Genomic DNA, 20,902 nt, shown 5'->3' with positions numbered 1-20,902 from the left:
AAAAATATTGTGCTTGGCCTGTTTGATTACTCGGGCAATGATGGCCGCGACGAAATTGATATTGAGTTTGCAAGATGGGGCAACTCGGCATGGCCAAATTTAAACTATACCATATTCCCAAAAGCCGGCGACCCGCCAACCCCTGCAAGTTATTCTACCGAGTTTACATCGCCGGGCGGTACCTATACCACCCACAGGTTTAAACGCACATCAACCAGCGTGGTATTTAAAAGCCTTTACGGGTTTTATAACGACGACACCAACCTATTCCTGACCAAAACATTTAACAGCCCGGGTACCTCTATCAGTACTTTAAGTATGCCGGTATTGCTAAATCTTTGGTGCTTTAACGGCCTTGCACCATCAAACGGGCAGGGTGTTGAGGTGGTGATACATAACTTTAAGTTTACAACTTTATAAATCCCCCTCTATAAAAAAGGCAAGCCGCATTACATGGCTTGCCTTTTTATGAAAAATTATTGCAAATAATAATGCTTAATACAGTTCAGCCTGTCATCCAGTTCATACACCCATGGCGTTGCGGTGGGGATATCCAGTTTGGCCACATCCTCGTCGCTCAGGTTCTCTATATATTGTATAAGCGCGCGCAGGCTGTTGCCGTGGGCACAAATAATAACTTTCTTATTCTCGCGGATAGCCGGCACAATGCTTTCGTGCCAAAAAGGTAGTGCCCTGTCCATGGTTTCGCTCAGGTTTTCAGTAAGGGGTAGTTCGCGGTAAGTCAAATCATTATACCGCAGGTAATTGCCCGGGAAGCGGTCGTCCTGCTCAGTAATAGCAGGCGGATGTTCATGCGGGTCGCGGCGCCACTTATGCACCTGCTCTTCGCCATATTTCTCAATAGTTTCGGCTTTGTTAAGGCCTTGCAGGGCACCGTAAAAACGTTCGTTTAACCGCCATGATTTATGCACCGGGATCCATAACGCATCCATCTGTTCCAGCACAAAATGCATGGTTTTTATACTTCTTTTTAACACCGATGTAAAACCCACATCAAAGGTATAACCATGCTGGGCAAGCAGTTTACCTGCCTGTATGGCTTGTTGCAGGCCTCCATCAGACAGGTCGACATCCGTCCATCCTGTAAAGCGGTTTTCCTGGTTCCAAATACTCTCGCCGTGGCGTATCAATACTAATTTTTGCATGGTCAATAGGTAACGTTTAATAGGGGTTGGAGTTTAAAAAACTATTGCTAATTCGATTTATTTCGATTAGATTGCATCTTATAAACCAAATTTAAACCTTTTTATGATACCAACTACTCCTGTTGTTGTAAAGGATGGCATTGCCAACCCTGCACCGCTTGGCCTATGCGCCTTCGGTATGACCACCGTTTTACTGAATATTCACAATGCCGGTTTTTTTGAACTGAACGCTATGATACTGGCTATGGGCATTTTTTATGGCGGACTGGCACAGGTTATTGCCGGCATAATCGAAGCTAAGAAAAATAACACATTCGGGCTTACTGCATTTACATCTTATGGCTTTTTCTGGCTATCGTTAGTAGCCCTTATTGTTATGCCTAAACTGGGCTGGGGAACAAAACCAACGGAGGGCGCTATGTGCGCTTATTTAGGCATTTGGGGATTTTTCACCTTTTGCCTGTTCTTTGGCACCTTAAAGCTAAACCGTGCGCTGCAGTTTGTGTTCGGCTCGCTTACTATACTTTTCGCATTACTGGTTTGGGGCGATGCTACCGGCAATGAAACTATTAAACACCTTGCAGGGTACGAAGGTATTATCTGCGGCTTATCTGCTATTTATACAGGCATTGCTGGTGTATTAAACGAAGTTTACGGGCGTATAGTTTTACCTATCGGGACGGTTAGTTAACTCTCCCGTCCTTCCTCTCAAATATTTCTGCTAAATTGCGCAGGTGAAAGATCTAAAAAAATATTATTTGTTACCGGCCACTCCTGAAGAGGTGTATACGGCGCTTACCAACCCCATAACTTTAGAATTATGGACTGGCGAACCCGCACAAATGTCTACCAGCCCCGGCTCAGAGTTTTCCCTATGGGAAGGTAGTATTGTAGGTAAAAACCTGGAGTTTGAAGAAAATAAGAAAATTGTACAGCAATGGTATTTTGACGGGCAAACCGATGAGTCTATCGTAACCATCAAGATCCATCCGGATAAGCACGGCTCATCTGTAGAGTTAAGGCATGTGAATATACCCGATGATGATTTTAACGATATAGCCGAAGGCTGGAATGACAGCTATTTTGGTAACCTTGCAGATTTTTTTGCTGAAGGATAATTTAAGAGTTGAGACGAAAAAACAAATTATAACAAAAGAGCCGCCCCAATTTGGAGCGGCTCTTTTTATTTAAAGCTTTTGATTCCTGACTCTAATGGTCTTGAATCTATCCCTTAGTATAAGGTAAACTCTACACGACGGTTTTGTTGACGACCTGCCGCAGTTTTATTAGTAGCAATCGGCTGGCTTTCACCGTAACCTGTGGCCTCTATCCGTGATGCATTTGCACCCTTACTTACCAAATAGGTTTTGATAGATTCTGCACGGTCTTTAGATAACCTTAAGTTTAAGGCATCAGAACCTGTATTATCTGTATGACCTGCTAATTTTAAGCTGAAGTTTTTCTCAGTTAATAAGTTAGCAACTCTATCTAAACTTGGGAATGATTTTTCACGGATAGTTGCTTTACCCAAATCAAACTCAAGGTTCTTGATCGCATCTTTAACAACACGTTTATCTTCTTCAGTTACGTAAACAACCGGTTTAGCTAACGGGCAACCAGAACCATCTACCTTAGTACCGGCAGGTGTGTTAGGGCATTTATCGTTAATATCCAATACACCATCACCATCGCTATCAACAGTTAACTTAGCTAAGTTAGCATTGGTAGTGTTAAGGTCATTTCTTAACTGATCGTTTTTAGCTTTTTCAGCATCAATTTGTGCCTGTAACATAGCTTTAGTTTGTTCGTTTTTCCAAACATACTCGGTACGTAATGAGTTAACCGGGTTATAAGTAGCCATGTTAGGTGTTTTTGAGCTACCTAACAGAAACTCTAAACCTACGTGAGCGTAAGAGAACCTGTCGTTTGAGCCACCTGTGTTGTAACCATCAAAGTTGTCTGATTGTACAAAGTTAACCTGGTAACCTAAATCTAAGTTTACGTTTGAGCCTAAGTTCACTTTAAAACCTAAACCTACTGGTATAAACCATTCTTTGATAGAGTTTTCACCTGCACCATTTCTGTAAGCTGTAGTGTTACCGGCACCATCTGTAATGGTTGTTTTGTAACCCATGTAACCGGCACCAGCTGTTAAATACGGTTGTATAACGCTTTTGCTATGGAACCAACTGATATTACCCAATGTAATATTTGTGCTTAAAGCCGCAGACCAATCTAACTTGGTATTAAAACCTTCAGGCGTACCTACACCATCCTGGCCACGTAACCCGCTAACTTGCCCGCGAAGGAAATCGGCTTGTAAACCAAATGTTGGCGTAAATTGCTTTTTGATGTAACCACCGTAACCAATTTCTGATTGTGGCTGTCTGAAATCCTGACGACCGTTTGCTCCAAAAATTGTGAAAGGAGTTAACAAACCACCATTAATACCTATTGACCAAGTTTTCACCGGCCCACCAGAAAATGGCTTAACATAATTTGAAGTGCTTACTGAATCGGTCTGAGCGAATAAAGAGCTGCCTGCCAGTAAACCTGTAAGCAGTAGGGATGCTTTTTTTAAATTTGTTTTCATGTTGTGTTAATTTTTGATTGTCTGCTAAAATGGATAGCATGACTACAGCCACGTTTACAACATTAATGCCAACACACGTATTTAAGACCAATGCGTACAATTCACACAATGAGTGATGTTTTTTAGGATTTTAATAAAGCACTATTAAATAGACCATTACCAATCTATTTAGCTAAACTAAATAGATTGGCTGACTCTTTAACCATTAGGGTTTAAGAGGTAAAAATAAGTGATCTTAAAAATGGACATTAAATGATTATTTAAGCCATTACAGCTATAGTATTAAATACAGTTTCGCCTAAGTAAAAATCACCTTTTATTATAGAACGCTGAAGGGCCGCTTGAGGTGTAACAGCCTTAGTAAAGAATTTCCAGGTGGTTTCGGGGTCAATAATAATCTCCGACATGATAGAATTTGCCGGTTGTTGTTTCAGCAATTCCCATTTCCGTGCAGTTTTTAACAAGTACCAATCACCACCAACATTGCTGCTTACGGTTATTTTAATCATCGTGCCTTCTGCAGCCTTAACATTGCGATACGCGTGTGGTAAGGCATACATAAAGGTATCAATACAGGGATAAAATAATTCTTTGGTCATTAACCCGGGTTTACCAACAGCATCACGGATCTGCTGCTGATGATGCCATTTTTCGGTGTATTCGCGGGCAATATCAAACCAATTGAGCGATGTACTTTCTCCCGCCCAGGAAACCGGGTATCTGGCCTGTTCAAAAGGGTTTAATGTATTTAAGTGTTCAATATATTGCTTGCCGGTGCTTTCCAGCTGCTGAATAAGCAATTGCGGGCTAACCCTTTTCATCGCGTTTACCCAAGTAGCGTTAAGTTCATTTAAATAAGCAACAAGATCCTGGTAACTGTTTATCTGGGTGGCAATTGCCATTTCGTAACCTTGCGCGTAAGATATGGTACGCATATTTGTATCAAGCAGGTGCGCTGCAACATCCTTAACCGTCCACAAACGTGCAACAGTAGGTTTATTCCAATCCTCCGCACTTAACGAGCCAAGCAATTCTATCAACAACTCATCCAGTACAGGGAATAAGTGCAAGGTTGGTATAGATATAACTTGCTGCATGGATAACCAGGTATTTATACGGCCGGGTGGATGATCACCTTCCATTTAATATCGGCATCGGCTTTGTAAAGCGTGGCTGCTACAGAGCAATATTTATCCAACGACAATTCAACAGCCTTTTTGGCTTTATCCTCATCAATAGTACCGTATAAATGAAATTCAAGGGTAATATCCTGCCATAATGATGGTTCTTTACCAGCTTCACGTTCGCCTGTAATAACCATTTTGTAATCAACAACATCCTGACGTTGTTTTTTTAGGATAGCAATAACATCAATAGCCGAGCATCCGCCCAAACCCATTAAAAGCATTTGCATGGGGCGTACACCAAAATTTTGGCCGCCGCTTTCGGTGCTGCTGTCCATACGTACGGTGTGTCCATATTCGTCGGTGGCCTCAAAGCCGTAGTCGCCGCTAACGCGTGATAGTTTTATAGTAGGCATAGTAGTGTAATAATTTTGCTAAGTTATGTTTTTAGGCTAAAAAACGGATATCATTTACATATCTTGACGTTAATTATATATACGCAAACCTGCATGAAAAAGTTACTGCTATCAACCCTCCTGTTTTGTTTCGCCTCAGCGTGTTTTGCGCAAACCAACCTTATATCGTACGATGACCTGAGCTACCTGCTTCATAACAATATTAATAAGGCGGATACCTTTTTCATAGCCAAAGGATACACGCTTACCAAAAAAGACGAGAAAAAGAACCTGAGGAAATACGACCTGAAGATCCCGGGTGGCACCTATGTGAGCAACAATGTACGTGTTGACGGCAGGCGTATGTATATTGAAATGGAAACAAACGAATTGGCTCAGTATACCATGATCTACAATTCTATATCGCAATACGTAAACAAGGAAAGCACCACCCCCGATGTACAAACTTTTTTAGTAAAAGACCTTGGTACAATCTACATTATGGTGAACGATGCCGTGCCTTACAACCCTACCCGCCGCGAATATACCATCAGGATAGTAGCTGATAAAGGCATCACATCCTACAATTAAATCAACTGCTTTAAATGGTGCTGCATGTGCTCAATATAATCTTCAGCTAAAAAAGCTACGGTATTAAATGAAACCTCGTAACGGCCGTTGTCACACCTTATTTGTTCACGATCGGCGGGGTAATTGGCCAACACCCTTGCAATTTGCCGGTTTACCAGCTCCCAAAGTTTTAATAGTTCGGAAATATCAGCATCCTGGTAATGCTGGGCGCTAACCCACTCCTCCTGGAAATAGATTAGCTTAAAACCTTCTTCATAAGTACAGCGAACAAAACGTTGCAGGTTGATATGCGCGCTATCAATAAGGTGGCCTATGATCTGCTTGTTTGTCCATTTACCGGGCGCGGCGTGGGTTTCCCAATTTATAAACTGTGCTTTCCGGGTTAAAAATTCACCAATAGCAGTGGTAAGTTTTTGGGCTGTTTCTTTCATCACTGATCAAATATTTGCATTTAAATATGCTTAATCCTGATAAATTATTCAAAAAAAATTATCTTCATGGCCTGAATCATACTTATGGCATTAAACTACATCTGGATAGCTTTTTTCCTCATCGCATTTGTAATAGCGTTTTGCAAGCTGGTGTTTTTGGGCGATGTAGATGCATTTAAGCTATTGGTTGATGGCATGTTTGATAGTTCCAAGTCATCAGTAATGGATATTGCCCTGCCTTTGGCCGGCAATATGGTACTATGGCTGGGGATATTAAATATAGGTGAAAAGGCCGGAGCAATGAATTTCCTGGCCCGCATTGTAGGCCCATTTTTGAGCCGTTTATTCCCCGAGGTTCCAAAAAAGCACCCTGCCACCGGCCAAATGATGATGAATTTTTCGGCCAACCTGCTTGGCTTAGATAACGCAGCCACCCCGCTTGGCCTGAAAGCCATGGGCAGCCTGCAGGAACTTAATCCCGATAAAGAAACGGCATCCAACGCGCAGATCATGTTTTTGGTGCTGCATACATCGGGGCTGCAACTACTGCCGGTTACCATCATTGCGCAGCGATTTATACTCCACGCCAAAGACCCTGCGGATGTTTTAATACCTTGCATTATAGCTACTTATGTAGCTACAGTTGTAGGGATGATTGCAGTAGCCATTAAACAAAAAATAAACCTGTTCGACAGGGTTATTCTGGGCTGGCTGGGCGGCATGACAACATTTATAGTTCTGCTGGTATTTTACTTCACCCACTACCTTGATAAATCACAGATAACAACCGTTTCGAAAGTTGCCAGCAACCTGCTGCTGTTTGCCATACCAACCGTATTTATATTGGGTGCACTGCGCAAAAAAGTAAACGTTTTTGAGAGTTTTATTGATGGCGCTAAAAGTGGCTTTGAAGTATCTGTAAAAATAATCCCTTACTTAGTGGCTATGCTGGTTGCCATAAGCGTTTTCCGCAACAGCGGCGCGCTGGATTATATTAACAGCGGTGTACGCTGGGCTGCCACAAGTTTACACATGGACACCCGCTTTGTTGATGCCATGCCTGTTGCTTATATGAAACCACTGAGCGGCTCCGGTTCAAAGGCCATGATGATAAACGTAATGCAAACTTACGGGCCCGATAGCTTTGCAGGGAGGTTGGGTTCGGTGTTCAACGGATCTGCCGATACAACGTTTTATATTGTTGCATTATACTTTGGTTCGGTTGGTATAAAAAAATCACGCTACGCTATCCCTGCGGGCCTTATTGCCGATTTTGCAGGTGTAATAGCGGCTATCTTGATATCTTATTTATTTTTCGGATAAGTTAAGGCTAAAAATCCCTCCATTCGGCCTTAAAAATCTTCATTTTTCTGTAACACGGACGTTTTTATTCCGTATAAGGCAGTTAGTAAACTACTGGTTTATTTTATGCCGAAGCGTTAAATTGATTTTGACTTGTGATTGATGGATAAAACTTTTACTAAAGGTTTATTTATTTTACTACTACCCCTACTTGTAATAACGGCCGCTGCCTCGGCCCAAACCATTACCGTAGGTGCTATTGACCCAGGGCCTTACGGGCGGGGATCAAGTATTTCTGTGCCATTTAAGGTAACGGGGTGTATAACCGACCCAACTAATGTTTACACCTTATATTTATCTGATGCAGCCGGAAACTTCGGAACGCCCACCCCCATTGGTACTCATACCGGTTTCTATACAACTTTTATAAACGGTATTATTCCTAATGGAGTAAGCGCAAGCGGTAACTATAAAGTACGTATCTCTTCAAACAAGCCAGCAACAACAAGCACAGCATCGGCAGTATTTACTATAAATGCCGCAACAGGTATCAGAGCCGGGATGACCTCCCCTCAAATATTAAATCCTGCTATTAGCATGGAGGTATTTGGGCAATGCGCAGGTAGCAACAAAACTTTCAATTTTACAAATACCTCTGACTTTAACACACCTGCAACAGCTACCTTTTTTAACGAACTATCACAAGCCAATGAGGCCACAATATCCCTGAATGGAAATTTTGCAGCTACAACAGCAAATTACACAGTTACTGTTAAAACTGTATTAGCCGGTATTGTCGGAACAAAATCTTATGAATTAATAAACAATGTTGCAAACAACAGTTTCACTATTACAGGTAATGGCACAGTGTGCTTGGGTGCCGGCGGTGCCTTAGAATATAATGTTGATATTACCGGTGCCAACGGGATACAAAAAAATTATCCGGGTTTACAGTACAACGTATCATGGGGAGATAACACAAGCAGTACGTACACTTTGTGTGAAATAATTGCTGCAAACGGGAAAGTTAACCACTCATATACTACCTCATCATGCGGTATCAATCCAAATAACAACCACAAGAATGTTTTCCAGGTAGATATCCAGCCCAAAAGCCCTTTTTGTAATAACATTACTCAAGCAGTTACTACTTACGCTAAGGTTCTGGCATTAGCAATTAATGGTTTTACAGCGCCGGTTGCTGCTTGCGTGGGCAGTCCTACAACATTTAATAATACATCGTTACCCGGCGATGATCCCAATGGCAACGCTACTAATTGCAGAAATCTTAATGCAAAATATTCATGGTATGTTGATGGCGTTTTAAAACAATCCGGTTATTCATTGTCTCAACCTTTTGTATACACTTTTACCACAAATGGCAATCACGATGTAACTATCCATTTCGAAAATAATACGGGTTTGTGCGATGCACAAGATGTAACACACACGGTTTGCGTTCAAAACCCACCGCAACCCGCTTTTACAATCCCTCCAACATACTGCCTCGCAACCGGTGCTTTAACACCGATAAATACATCCATCGTTGATGAAACCTGTAATACCAATACAACCTATAAATGGGTACAGGTAGCAGGCCCTGTTGGCGGGGTTGCATTTAATTCAAACATTAAAACCCCATCGTTTACATTCAACACTATTGGTGTTTATCAATTCAGGCTTGATATTACCACATTAAGTTGCGGTACGGTATTATCACCTGTGCAAAGCATTGTTGTTAATGATGCACCAAAAGTTCAGCTTTCTGCAGATGCCAATGTTTGCGGCCAGGGTGTAACGTTAAGTTTCGACCCAACGGCTACAACAACCAAATCTGATTTAACCGGCACTGCACAGCACGCTGCTACAACATATACATGGGCAGTTACAGGCGGTGCTTTTGCATTTGTTGGCGGTACCGATCTTCATAGCCAATACCCCAAAATACGATTTGATGCATTGGCGGCTTATACTATAACTGCTACTCATTTAAATAGCTGCGGCGCGGCAGCTACCGATCAGCAGGTGCTTACATTTGTACAATCGCCTACTGTAGTGGCCGGTACTTATAATCCGGTATGCGAAGGCACCCCAATCTTGTTAAACGGCACACCGGGTGTTGGCGGCCTTGTTACCGGTGTAACATGGCTAAGTACCACGGGTGGTACTTTTACTAATCAAAACACACCTAATGCTACCTATACCCCATCCGCAGCTGATATCGCTGCTGGGCAGGTTATCTTAACATACCAGGTTACAACATCGTTAACAGCGCCATGTAATGTTATTACAGACCAAACTACGGTTATCATTATTAAAAAAGCTACCATAACCAGTCCAAATAATCCGTCTGTTTGCAGTGGCAGTACTTTCAATTATACTATTACTGCGGCTAACCCAGCAACAACATTTACCTGGACAGCGGGCTTAACCTCAGGCACGGCCACGGGCTTTACTAACCCGGGTAACGGTAATATCATAAACGACATTATTACCAATAACAGTAATATAGACGCGGTTGTAACTTATACCATTTCGCCCACGCTTAATGGTTGCCCCGGTACGCCGTTCAGTTTAAAAGTAACCGTGCACCCGTTGCCGGTTATTACAGCTGTACCTGTTGATGCCATTATTTGCAGTAATCAGCCGGCAAATATTACTTTAACATCAAACGTAACCCCAACAACATACACTTGGACAAGCGTTACCAGTGCCGGCATAACAGGTAATACAAATCGTACAGTAGCAGCCACAGCTTCAAGCATACAAGACATATTAATAAACAGCGCCGCCACACAAGGCACCGTTACATACACCATAACGCCTTACAACGGCACATGCCCGGGCACCCAAAAACAGGCGATTGTAACTGTTAAACCTGCGCCAATACCATCAGTAGCCGGGCCTGATGAGGCAATATGTATCTCATCTACCTACACATTAAAGGGTAACGACCCTGCACCTGGTACGGGCAAGTGGACAGTTGCATCCGGACAGGCTGGTATAACATTTAGTAATGACACCGACCCGCATGCCGTTGTAAGCGGTTTGCAACCGGGCCAGATCTATAAATTTACCTGGACAATTACAGCCGCACCTACCTGCCCATCAACCCAAAGTATAGTTACTATTACCAATAATGCAGAAGCTGTTGGCGGTACTACTACCGGCACAGCTACAGTTTGCGCCCCAACTAATAACGGGGCTGTAATATTATCCGGATATACAGGCAATATACTCCGCTGGGAAAGTTCGGTTAACGGTGGCACAACATGGGTGCCTATAACCAATATAACTACAACATTAAATTACAGCAACTTAACACAAACTACCCAATACAGGGCTGTTATAAGCGGCGGCAGTTGCGGTAACGAATTTTCGAATGTAACAACCATTACAGTTAACCAACCCGCCATTACAGCAAATGCCGGGCCTGATAACCCGCAGTGTAATGTAACCAGTGCAAACCTACAGGGTAACAACCCGGGAACTTTTGTTGGCGAGTGGACACAAATTGCCGGCCCTGCGGCTACGATAATTACCCCTTCTAATCCGCTATCTCAGGTAACGGGTTTAGTACCGGGCAATAGCTATACCTTCAGGTGGACAATAAAGGGTGTATTGCCTTGTGGCAATAGCTTTGACGATGTTGTTATTATTGATAAGCCCGATATAATTGCGAGCTTCATACCAAGCCAAACACAAGCTTGCGGCCCAACAGAGATTACTTTCAACAACACCTCGACACCGGTATTCCCCGGCACGGTTTACGAATGGAACTTTGGTGATGGATCACCTGCGTCAACAATTCCAAGGCATACTTTCCAGCCTGGCACAGATGGTAAAGATATCATTTACACGGTATCATTAACGATTGTTGGTAATTGCGTGGTTAGGCAACCTGTTACCGCTACTATTACTGTAAGCCCGGCCAAGCCCGATGCACGCATAAACCCAAGTGAGGTAAGGTCATGTGGGGTTTTGAACCTTACTGTTGATAACTTATCACCGGGTACAAATGATACGTACACCTTTTATTTGATGGACGAGAATAACAACCAGGTAACAGCCCCTATAACCAAAACAAATAATGATAAATCTTCGGCAATATTTCCGGCAATAAACCCTACTCATATCGCCACCTGGCGCTTGTATATGGAGGCAAAGGATAAATGCGGTAACATAAACAGGTCTCCGGAATTCCAGATCCCGGTATCTCCGTCAAATATTGTTTCCAACATGCAGATAAAAGACAACCCTGCTTACGTTTGTTTAGGTTCCCCTGTATTTTTCAGGAACCTATCGGCAGGTGGCGATGCTTTTAAATATACCATCTATGATGAAAATCAAGGCGTTATAACAAGTTTCCCGGGGGGATTGGCAGACCTTTCTTACACTTTCCCTAACGTGGGTTCTTATTTTGTATCTATTACAGCCAGTAATACCGGGTGTGGTGATGCACCACCATCTACCTTAATACCCATACAGGTTATACCTTTACCTCAACCGCAATTTACTTACACAGTTGATGTTGATAATAAGGTAAAATTCACAAACACTACCCCCGCTGCCGGCAGCACGCCTGCAACATCTTTAAACTATGTATGGAATTTCGGCGACGGAACTGCTCCTGAAACAAGCTTTACGCCTAACGATCATAGCTATGATTATACCAAATCGCCATATACGGTAACACTTACAGCCCGCAACCCGGGTACATCATGCGAAGGTTTGATAACCCATACTATAGAAATTAAATTCACCGGCGAACTATTCCTGCCGAACGCCTTCCAACCGGCATCAAGCAAAGCCGAGCTGCGTACCTTTAAAGCTAAAGGGCAAAAACTAAAAGAATGGCGCATGCAGGTATTTAATAACTGGGGGCAACTGGTATGGCAAACCACAAAGCTTAACAGCAATGGCGAACCAACCGAAGGCTGGGATGGTACATTTAAAGGGGCTCCCGCGCAGCAAGGGGTTTACGTTTGGCAAATAACCGCTAAGTTTTTAAACGGATCCGACTGGAAAGGCATGTCATACAACGGCTCGCTGCCTAAGCGCTCGGGCTCAATACATTTAATCAGATAAGTGAGATGAAGGGACTGGCAAAATATTATCTTTTAGTTTTAATACCCATACTGGGCTGCCTGCACGTTTCCGCGCAAGATCATATGTACTCGCAGTTCTTTAACTCTCCCGTTTATCTTAACCCTGCCCTGAACGGTCAGTTTGAGGGCGACTTACGGATGAACCTCATCTACCGCAACCAATATTCATCCTTACCGGGCAACCTCTCTTATATTTCGGCATCTATTGATTATAACGTACCACAGTTTGGTGGCGGTATTGGTTTACTGGTTACACGCAGCAGCGAGGGTTCCGCTTATCTAACCAAAAACAACTTCGCGGGCATATACTCCTATAGTGTTGGGTCTGAAGATTATGTACTATCGTTTGGCTTACAAGCCGGTGTAACCAACCGTTCTGTTGATTTTAGCAAGCTTGTTTTTGGCGACCAGATAGACCCCAGCCTGGGTTATATACCTGGCTCAACTACCGGCGCCGACAAACCTGATTTTAACAACAAATTCTTTTTTGATGCCGGTGCGGGTATAAACCTTACGCTTAAAAACTTAAATATTGGCGGCGCGGTACAGCATATTAACCGCCCTAACGAATCATTTATCGGCACACCTTATGTATTGCCTATGAGAGCAACAGCGCATGCCAGTTTCCGTTATAACCTTACCCGCGATGATAATATGGATGATGACGACAAATCATATATCATCCCATCGGTAGTATTTTATAAGCAGGCGCAGGCACAATCCATAAGTGCGGGTATGCAATACAAACGGCGCAGTATAAACGCCGGGCTTTGGTATCGTAGTGGTGGTGCTGGCGGGCCAAGCGCCATTGTGGTATCACTTATTTTCGATCTGTTCATCAATAGAGATGGTGGCGAAAAACTACGTTTTGGGGTAAGCCACGATGTACCTGCGGGTGGTATTAATTATGGTAACACAAGCGGCACTACAGAAGGCAGCATTGGCTATGAAACTACATTACCCTCCCGCTCAGGCAGCGAACACAAATTTTTGGGTGCAAGCAGGTGTTATGACTTTTATTAATTTTGCTTAATTTTGCACCACCTAATTCATTTATGACAAAAAATTACGCAAAAGCAAAAGAAGCGAAGAAAAAATCAGCATCAAAAGCAGGTTGGTTACTGGCTTTTTTTGTAGTTATTTTCGCAGTTTTACTTGGCAAATACGCCCTTTCGGGTTCTACAGGGGTATTTAGCGGCCTACCCGATAGTGATGCCGCTTATGGCGTTGCCAGAAAATTTATACAGCCTACCATACTTTCAACTCACGTGGATTTTTCGGATGCTGAATATAAATTTGCCAAAAAATCAGATTCGGTTTACGTGATCAAATCATTTTACACTGAGAAATTTGATGATGGCGAGGTTTCTAAAACCCATTTTACTATCACGTTAAAATATAATGGCGGTGCAGGCGCAAACGCATCAAACTGGACCATGCTTAATTTAGATAAGGATAACTAATTGCTGCTTAATTTTTGATGTATGGAAAGTGAAAATGAGTTTATTGTTGATGCTGCAGCAGTTATTACCCACGCAAAGTATCAAACTACGGTAACAAGTGGTAACCACACCATTATTACTGATGAACCTGTGGATAGTGGCGGTGCCGATACAGGGATGTCACCTTATAACTTATTACTGGCCAGTTTGGCAAGCTGTACGGTAATCACACTGCGCATGTACATTGATCGTAAAATGTGGGTAGTTGATGAGATCAATATTAAGCTCGAGCTTTTTAAAAACCCTGAAGGTGTAGTGATTGAAAGCAAACTCACATTTAAAGGCATCCTTACTGACGAGCAGATAAAACGCTTAATAACCATTGCTGATGCCTGCCCCATTCATAAAATACTTGTAGGCAACATTATTGTAAACAACAGCTTGGTGTAATACAGCCTATTTTAAGCCTTTAACAAAAATATCTATTAGCAGCAGGCGTTTATTGTGTATCTCGTTCAGGTGTTCTTTATGCGGAAAGTTTAGTTTTTTATAAGATAATGAGCCGCCAACCTTAATACCATGCAAGGCATCTAAAAATACTTCTACAATCTCAATTGGGTTTGCAACTGGTTTTAAGTTCCCTTTTTCTACTTCGGATTGTATGGCGCCGGCAAGTAATTTAATCTCAGCTTCGCGGATATGACCAACAATTTCCCAAATTGTATCGGGCAGGTTTTGCTCGTTAAGGCGAAAGAAATCAAAGAAGTTATAGTTATTTACAATAAACTCGTGATGGGTATTAACCTGGAACAAAAAGGCCTCGCGCAGGTCGGTAAAATGCCCAAACTTGTCTTCCAGTTGTTTTAAATAATCGCTAGCCAGTTTGCGCATAACGGCCATATACAACTCGCTTTTGTCAGGGAAATAATAATAAAGCAAGGCTTTCGACATCGAAAGGTCGCCGGCAATTTCATTCATGGTGGTTTTTGAATATCCGTAATGAAGAAATCGCTGGTACGAAGCCTCTAGAATTTTCTCACGTTTTATATCCTGCTGATCATTTACTGCGCTCATTACTTTTACTAAAGATGATTTTTATTAAAACCTGACTTTTTTAACAAAACTATCAATTTACCAAACAATAAATCAAAGCTTTCTAAAAAGATGATTTTAAAATGTAAAAACTACATGTGTTTAGCAATGGCAGTACCGGTGGCAATTACAATAACATCCTCAATTGCCCCCACAACCGGATCAGGCAAGCCGGTACGTTTACCCAGGGCAATGCGCAAAAACATACAACCAAATGCCGATCCTATTGCGGCAGCCCCGCCTATTATCCCTCCTATTACAGGCTGCTGATGATTTGCCTTATAAACAGTAGCCCCGCACAACGCGCCCGATAGGAAACGGCCTATTAACCCGCCTGCACTGGTTCGGTTTGGTGCAGATGGTAATTTATCGCCCACCAGTTCGCCAGCGGCTAAAACCTTAAATACTTTGGATGTAGTAATGTTTTGCATGAATTGTGCAGGCGTGCCTTTTAATTGCTTTGACGGGTGCCTGCTATAAACGTGGCTAACAACCACCGGTGCCGAAAAGGTGCGCATCCCGGCAATAACCCCAAGCCCTGCGGCCTGCTTAAATGCGTTTGTTAATTTAAGTTCCATATGATGTGATAACAGTTTGTGTTATATAATGTTGTAATATATATACTTTAGTCACAACGCAACCATATTCTGCTTTGAAGTAAAAAATATAAATCAATAATTAAACACGCTTGTTAATATCAATACAAACAACAAAACCGATGAAACTACACAAAGATAACTCGCTTGGCGCCCTGGGCAGCGCAATAGGAAAAGGCTTATTAGCCGGTATTGCCGCCACTGCAGCTATGACAGCATCGCAAATGATAGAGATGAAAATAACCAAACGCAAAGCCAGCGACACGCCGGTTAAGGTTGCCGAAGATACCGCAGGTGTTAAACCAACTACTAAACAGGATAAGCAAAAACTATCGCAGGAGCTGCACTGGAGCTACGGTACAGCATGGGGAGTGGCCCGCGGGTTAATTGGTTTAACAGGGCTAAAAGGTTTACCTGCCACCCTTATACATTTTGGCGCTGTTTGGGGTACAGCATTAATTATGCTACCGAAGCATAATGCAGCAAAACCCATAAACCAACAGCAACCAAAAGATATAGCCATTGACGTATTGCACCACGGCGTTTATGCCATAACCGCCGGCCTGGTGTATGATGCCCTTGACGCGGGCAGCCGGCGCGAAAGGAAACTGAATAAGGTTGGCAATAATTTAAAAAGCCTTATCAAAAGGTTTAGATAAGGTAACATCGCCATAAGCAAAAAGGGCCGCACAGTTAAACTATGCAGCCCTTTTATATTGATAGAGAATTTATACTGAAGCTTCTGCTTTGGCAACTTCTAATTTGCGTTTCTCAACACCCGATAATTCTTTTTTACCAAAGAAATAGTTTTTCATGTTTACACGGATGATGTACATACATGGCACCAATATCAGTGTAATGATGGTTGCAAAACCAAGGCCGAAGATCATTGTCCATGCTAACGGGCCCCAAAAGGCTACGTTATCGCCACCAAAGTGAATATGTGGTTCAAAGTGGGTGAACAGGCCTACGAAATCGATATTGAAACCAACTGCCAATGGTATTAGTCCTAATATGGCCGCTGTTGCTGTCAACAATACCGGAGTCATACGCGTATGGCCAGCCTCTACAACTGCATCGTGCAGGTTTACGCCCTGCTCTATCAACATATCGGTAAACTCTACCAGTAATATACCGTTACGTACCACTACCCCTGCCAGTGCAATGATACCGATACCAGTCATTACAATAGACATAGTCATCCCGAAGAGGCTTACCCCCAGGAATACACCAATGATACTTAAGAAAATCTCGCTGATAATGATAAACGTTTTACCGATCGAGTTAAACTGGATCATCAGAATGATCAATATCAAACCAAATGATGTTGCCATTGCCCCACCCAGGAAGTTAACAGCTTCCATCTGGTCTTCCTGGCCACCACCCTGGCGTATTACAATGTTATCATCTTTTTTAAAGTTATTAATAGCCCTTAAAATATTGGCGTTTACTTCGTTAGCGTTGTAAGGTTTAATAACACTCGACCCCAGGGTTAATACCCTGCGCTGTTGTTTACGCTTAATGTTACTAAAGGTATTGGTGTACCTGATATCTGTAAAGGCAGATATAGGCACCTGGCGTATTGCACCGCCCGTAGCCAAATCACGATAAGTTATTTTTAAGTTGCGCAATTCATCGATGTTACCACGCTGCTCTTCCATTGCCCTAACTTTTATCTGGTAATCGTCCTCTTTAGTATTTCTAAAATCGGCTGCTTTTCTGCCGAAGATAGCTGTATTAAGATTATCTGTTATCTGGGCGCTGCTGATACCTTCGCGGTTAGCACGCTCACGGTCAATATCAAAAACAATATCAGGTTTATCACTTTGCACATCGGCAACCAGGTTTTCAATACCGGCAATATTTTGTTTATCCAGGTAAGTTTTTAACCTGCTTCCGGTTTTCACCAATGAATCCAAGTCATCACCAATTATCTCGATACTAATATCCTTTTGTACCGGCGGGCCGCTTGCTTCTTGTGCAACAGCAATTTTAACGCCCGGTAAACCTTGTACAGCATTACGTATCTTCGCCAAAACGGCCTTGGTATCCTTACCATCTCTTTTACCAAACTCAACAAAAGCAACGGTCACTTTACCTTTGTTTTGATAATCGCCCTGGTCTTCATCCTGTGGGTCTGTTACACCTTTTGTAACGTTTGATATGATTGATGAAACCACATCTTTATCGGGTTCAACCACTTTGGCTACACGCTGCTCAATTTTCTTGGTTACATTATCAGTAGTTGCCTGGTCAGTCCCAATTGGCATAGTAATATACACATAGGCAAAGTTAGGATCACCCGAAGGAAAAAACTCAGGGGTTTTACCTATTGTTACTAACAACACAATTGATAAAATGAATAACCCAACGGTACCTAATAACATAGTGATTGGCCTTTGAACAGCTTTTTCCAGCCATCTGGCATACCAGTTTTGGAATTTAGGCCAAGCCTTATTCTGGAACCTGTCTATCACTCTCAACAATACGAAGTGATTGAGCAGGTACAATACAATAAACAAAGCAAATAAATTACCAATACCTACATTGATCAGATAACCTATTGCGGTTGCTATAACCAAATAGATCAAAGCACGCCTGGTTTTCTTATCAAATTTAGGATTATCATGTTCGCCCGGATGATGTGGTTCCATAAAATCAACCGCGAATACCGGGTTCATGATATAAGCTACCACCAATGACGCCAGTAAGGTAATGATTAGTGTTATCGGCAGGAAGAACATAAATTCTCCGATGATACTATTCCAGAATGCTAAAGGGATAAACGGCGCCAAAGTTGTCATGGTACCAGAGAATACTGGTAAGAACACTTCACCAGCCGCCATTTTTGCAGCTTCTTTGATAGGCACTTTTCCATTTGCAAAAATACGGTGCGTGTTCTCTATAACCACAATGGCATCATCCACCACTATACCCAGGGCAAGCAGGAAGGAGAACAACACGATCATATTCAACGTAAACCCTATCCACGGCATTACCACAAACGCGATAAAGCAGGATAGCGGCACCGATAATGCCACAAATATGGCATTGGTAGTACCCATAAAAAACATCAGGATAACAGTTACCAGTATAAAACCTATAATGATGGTATTGATCAGGTCATTAAGCGTTGTACGGGTTTTGTCAGACTGATCGCCAGTTACTACAATATCTAATCCTTTAGGGAATGCTGTTTTTTGCTTCAATTTGATCAATTCGTTGATCTTGTCTGATGCCTGTATCAGGTTCTCGCCTGTACGTTTACTAACGTTTAAAGTAATTACATTTTTAAACTTTGGGTTATCGTTTGTTTTTAAACGCGCGTAACTTTCCTGTTCTAAAAACGAATCTTTCACCTCGGCAATATCACGCAGGTAAACGGCTTGCCCTTTCGGGTTACGAACAACCATTGCAGCAACCTGATCGGCGTTTTTAAAATCCTTTTTTATATCAATACTACGGCGTACACCATCAGTTTTAATAGTACCGGCGGATGATAGAACGTTTTCGTCGCCAACAGCTTTTGTAATATCCGCAAAGCTTAATTGAGCCGCTGCCATTTTATTCATGTCAACGTTTATCTGTATTTCAGGCGTTAAAGCACCAACTTCATCAACTTTTGAGATCTCTTTGTAACTTTCTATCTCATCCTTTAAAATGTCGGCATATTCCTTTAATTTCTTAAGATCATAATCGCCGGATATATTAATATAAAGGATAGGCAGATCAGCTACGTTTACGTCAGATATAACAGGTTCTTTAAAGTTGTTGTCGTTTTGCGGCAAATCCTGTTTGGCTTTGTCAACGGCATCTTTAACATCAATTTTTGCATCCTTTGTTTTAACGTTGGCGTTAAACTCTGCTGTAATAATAGATACGTTTTGTACCGAGTTTGATGTAACCTTTTTTAACCCTTTTAGCGATTTTAGTTTTTTCTCCAACTGCCTGGTAACCAAATTCTCTACGTTTTGTGGCGACTGACCCAAAAACTGCGTTGTGATGAAAATTTTAGGGACAGCAATATCCGGAAAGTTCTCTTTAGGCAGGTTGTTATAACTAACCAATCCTAATACCGAGATCATCAGTATGAGTACGTATATTGCGGTTTTATTATCTATGGCCCAACTTGAGGGGCCAAATTCTTTTTTAATATCTTTCATATCTGTAATAGATAAGGGTGTTAATTAATTTGCAGATTGTAAAACCTTTACTTTATCGCCATCTTCAATATCGGCAGCGCCTTCAGTTACTATCTGGTCGCCGGCTTTCAAGCCTGATAATATTTCTGTTTGGCCACCATAAGTAATGCCCGATTTAATGGCAGTACGTTTAGCTTTCCCGTTCACATTTACATATACGTAATCGCCTTCTTCAGAGCGTTGGACAGCTTTAACCGGTATAGCAATAGCGTTAGCCTTTGAATAATCTGCTATTTTAATAATAGCTGTCATATTAGGGCGAAGTGTTTTACGCGCCGGCAATTTTATTTCTACCGCAAAGCTGCGAGATGTTGGGTCGATAGCTTTGGCGGCAAAGGTTACCTTGGTTGTTAATGAATCGTGGGCATCGGGCACCAAAATCATAACATTATTACCAGTACCTACACTACCAGCATATGATTCCGGCACATCAGCCTTAACCTTTAAAAAATCGGCATTTACAATACGGATACCTGTAGTGCCCGGCTGAGCAACCTGGCCAAGCTTAAGGTCCATCTGGTCAATTGTGCCATTTATTGGCGATACAATACGATACATAGCTGCCTGCTCGCGTAAAGCCGACAATGCTTTTTTACTTGCCGCTAATGTTGTTTTTGCCTGTAAAAACTGCACCTCAGTACCAATTTTCTGACCCCAAAGATTTTTTTGGCGATCGTATAAAGTCTGGTTCAATTCAACTGTCGCTTCGTTTTGAGCGATAGTTTGCCTTTGGGTGCTGTTATCTAACTGTACAAGTACCTGGCCTTTGCTAACATGCTGGCCTGGTTTTACATAAATAGCAGTAATAGTACCCGGCGATTGCGGATAAGCGGTAACGTTATCCTGTGCATCAATTTTAC

General features: G+C 42.2%; 18 protein-coding genes and 1 pseudogene. 10 read left to right on the top strand and 9 right to left on the bottom strand.

The features are described from left to right. Positions 1-420, top strand: a pseudogene (locus WC615_RS14575) (hypothetical protein); the annotation flags it as partial. Between the two features lie 56 nt (positions 421-476). On the opposite strand, the gene gpmA reads toward WC615_RS14575, so the two are convergent. After that, positions 477-1,166 (bottom strand): 2,3-diphosphoglycerate-dependent phosphoglycerate mutase, encoded by a 690-nt coding sequence (gene gpmA / locus WC615_RS14570; RefSeq protein WP_372978820.1) that lies wholly within the window; start codon positions 1,164-1,166, stop codon positions 477-479. Positions 1,167-1,269: 103 nt separating this feature from the next. On the opposite strand from gpmA, the gene WC615_RS14565 reads away from it, so the two are divergent. After that, positions 1,270-1,857, top strand: a complete 588-nt coding sequence (locus tag WC615_RS14565; protein WP_372978819.1) for an acetate uptake transporter — start codon at positions 1,270-1,272, stop codon at positions 1,855-1,857. A gap of 43 nt (positions 1,858-1,900) precedes the next feature. After that, positions 1,901-2,284, top strand: coding sequence for an SRPBCC domain-containing protein (locus tag WC615_RS14560; RefSeq protein WP_372978818.1), 384 nt, complete (start codon positions 1,901-1,903; stop codon positions 2,282-2,284). Positions 2,285-2,397: 113 nt separating this feature from the next. On the opposite strand, the gene WC615_RS14555 is transcribed toward WC615_RS14560, so the two are convergent. From WC615_RS14555 to WC615_RS14545, 3 genes are all read right to left on the bottom strand, one after another. Then, positions 2,398-3,759, bottom strand: coding sequence for an OmpA family protein (locus tag WC615_RS14555; RefSeq protein WP_372978817.1), 1,362 nt, complete (start codon positions 3,757-3,759; stop codon positions 2,398-2,400). A gap of 260 nt (positions 3,760-4,019) precedes the next feature. Then, complete coding sequence (locus WC615_RS14550; protein WP_372978816.1) at positions 4,020-4,856, bottom strand: maleylpyruvate isomerase N-terminal domain-containing protein; 837 nt, start codon at positions 4,854-4,856, stop codon at positions 4,020-4,022. Between the two features lie 14 nt (positions 4,857-4,870). After that, positions 4,871-5,299 (bottom strand): OsmC family protein, encoded by a 429-nt coding sequence (locus tag WC615_RS14545; protein WP_372978815.1) that lies wholly within the window; start codon positions 5,297-5,299, stop codon positions 4,871-4,873. A 93-nt stretch (positions 5,300-5,392) separates the two neighbouring features. Between WC615_RS14545 and WC615_RS14540 the strand changes: the two genes are divergently transcribed. After that, on the top strand, positions 5,393-5,869 hold the full coding sequence (locus WC615_RS14540) for a hypothetical protein (protein ID WP_372978814.1): 477 nt from the start codon (positions 5,393-5,395) through the stop codon (positions 5,867-5,869). On the opposite strand, the gene WC615_RS14535 is transcribed toward WC615_RS14540, so the two are convergent. Continuing rightward, positions 5,866-6,300, bottom strand: a complete 435-nt coding sequence (locus WC615_RS14535) for a DinB family protein (protein ID WP_372978813.1) — start codon at positions 6,298-6,300, stop codon at positions 5,866-5,868. The genes WC615_RS14540 and WC615_RS14535 overlap by 4 nt on opposite strands. Before the next feature lie 84 nt (positions 6,301-6,384). On the opposite strand from WC615_RS14535, the gene WC615_RS14530 reads away from it, so the two are divergent. From WC615_RS14530 to WC615_RS14510, 5 genes are all read left to right on the top strand, one after another. Further along, positions 6,385-7,623 (top strand): nucleoside recognition domain-containing protein, encoded by a 1,239-nt coding sequence (locus WC615_RS14530; protein WP_372978812.1) that lies wholly within the window; start codon positions 6,385-6,387, stop codon positions 7,621-7,623. A 141-nt stretch (positions 7,624-7,764) separates the two neighbouring features. After that, a complete protein-coding gene (locus tag WC615_RS14525; RefSeq protein WP_372978811.1) occupies positions 7,765-12,690 on the top strand; it encodes a PKD-like domain-containing protein in 4,926 nt (1,641 codons plus the stop codon). A gap of 5 nt (positions 12,691-12,695) precedes the next feature. Next, positions 12,696-13,733, top strand: coding sequence for a PorP/SprF family type IX secretion system membrane protein (locus tag WC615_RS14520; RefSeq protein ID WP_372978810.1), 1,038 nt, complete (start codon positions 12,696-12,698; stop codon positions 13,731-13,733). A 32-nt stretch (positions 13,734-13,765) separates the two neighbouring features. Next, positions 13,766-14,173, top strand: a complete 408-nt coding sequence (locus WC615_RS14515; protein ID WP_372978809.1) for a hypothetical protein — start codon at positions 13,766-13,768, stop codon at positions 14,171-14,173. 21 nt (positions 14,174-14,194) lie between these two features. Next, entirely contained in the window at positions 14,195-14,602 is a 408-nt protein-coding gene (locus WC615_RS14510) for an OsmC family protein (protein WP_372978808.1), read from the top strand. Positions 14,603-14,608: 6 nt separating this feature from the next. On the opposite strand, the gene WC615_RS14505 is transcribed toward WC615_RS14510, so the two are convergent. After that, a complete protein-coding gene (locus WC615_RS14505; protein ID WP_372978807.1) occupies positions 14,609-15,226 on the bottom strand; it encodes a TetR/AcrR family transcriptional regulator in 618 nt (205 codons plus the stop codon). 110 nt (positions 15,227-15,336) lie between these two features. Beyond that, on the bottom strand, positions 15,337-15,822 hold the full coding sequence (locus WC615_RS14500) for a DUF4126 family protein (RefSeq protein WP_372978806.1): 486 nt from the start codon (positions 15,820-15,822) through the stop codon (positions 15,337-15,339). A gap of 140 nt (positions 15,823-15,962) precedes the next feature. Between WC615_RS14500 and WC615_RS14495 the strand changes: the two genes are divergently transcribed. After that, positions 15,963-16,499 (top strand): hypothetical protein, encoded by a 537-nt coding sequence (locus tag WC615_RS14495; RefSeq protein ID WP_372978805.1) that lies wholly within the window; start codon positions 15,963-15,965, stop codon positions 16,497-16,499. 69 nt (positions 16,500-16,568) lie between these two features. On the opposite strand, the gene WC615_RS14490 is transcribed toward WC615_RS14495, so the two are convergent. Continuing rightward, a complete protein-coding gene (locus WC615_RS14490) occupies positions 16,569-20,003 on the bottom strand; it encodes an efflux RND transporter permease subunit (RefSeq protein WP_372978804.1) in 3,435 nt (1,144 codons plus the stop codon). A 24-nt stretch (positions 20,004-20,027) separates the two neighbouring features. Continuing rightward, positions 20,028-20,902: efflux RND transporter periplasmic adaptor subunit (locus tag WC615_RS14485; RefSeq protein WP_372978803.1), on the bottom strand; the 875-nt coding region annotated here is incomplete at its 5' end.

This window comes from Mucilaginibacter sp. (assembly GCF_041663085.1).
Classification (GTDB): domain Bacteria; phylum Bacteroidota; class Bacteroidia; order Sphingobacteriales; family Sphingobacteriaceae; genus Mucilaginibacter.
The sequence above is the reverse complement of the archived record's forward strand: the minus strand, read 5'-3'. Positions and strand labels throughout refer to the sequence as shown.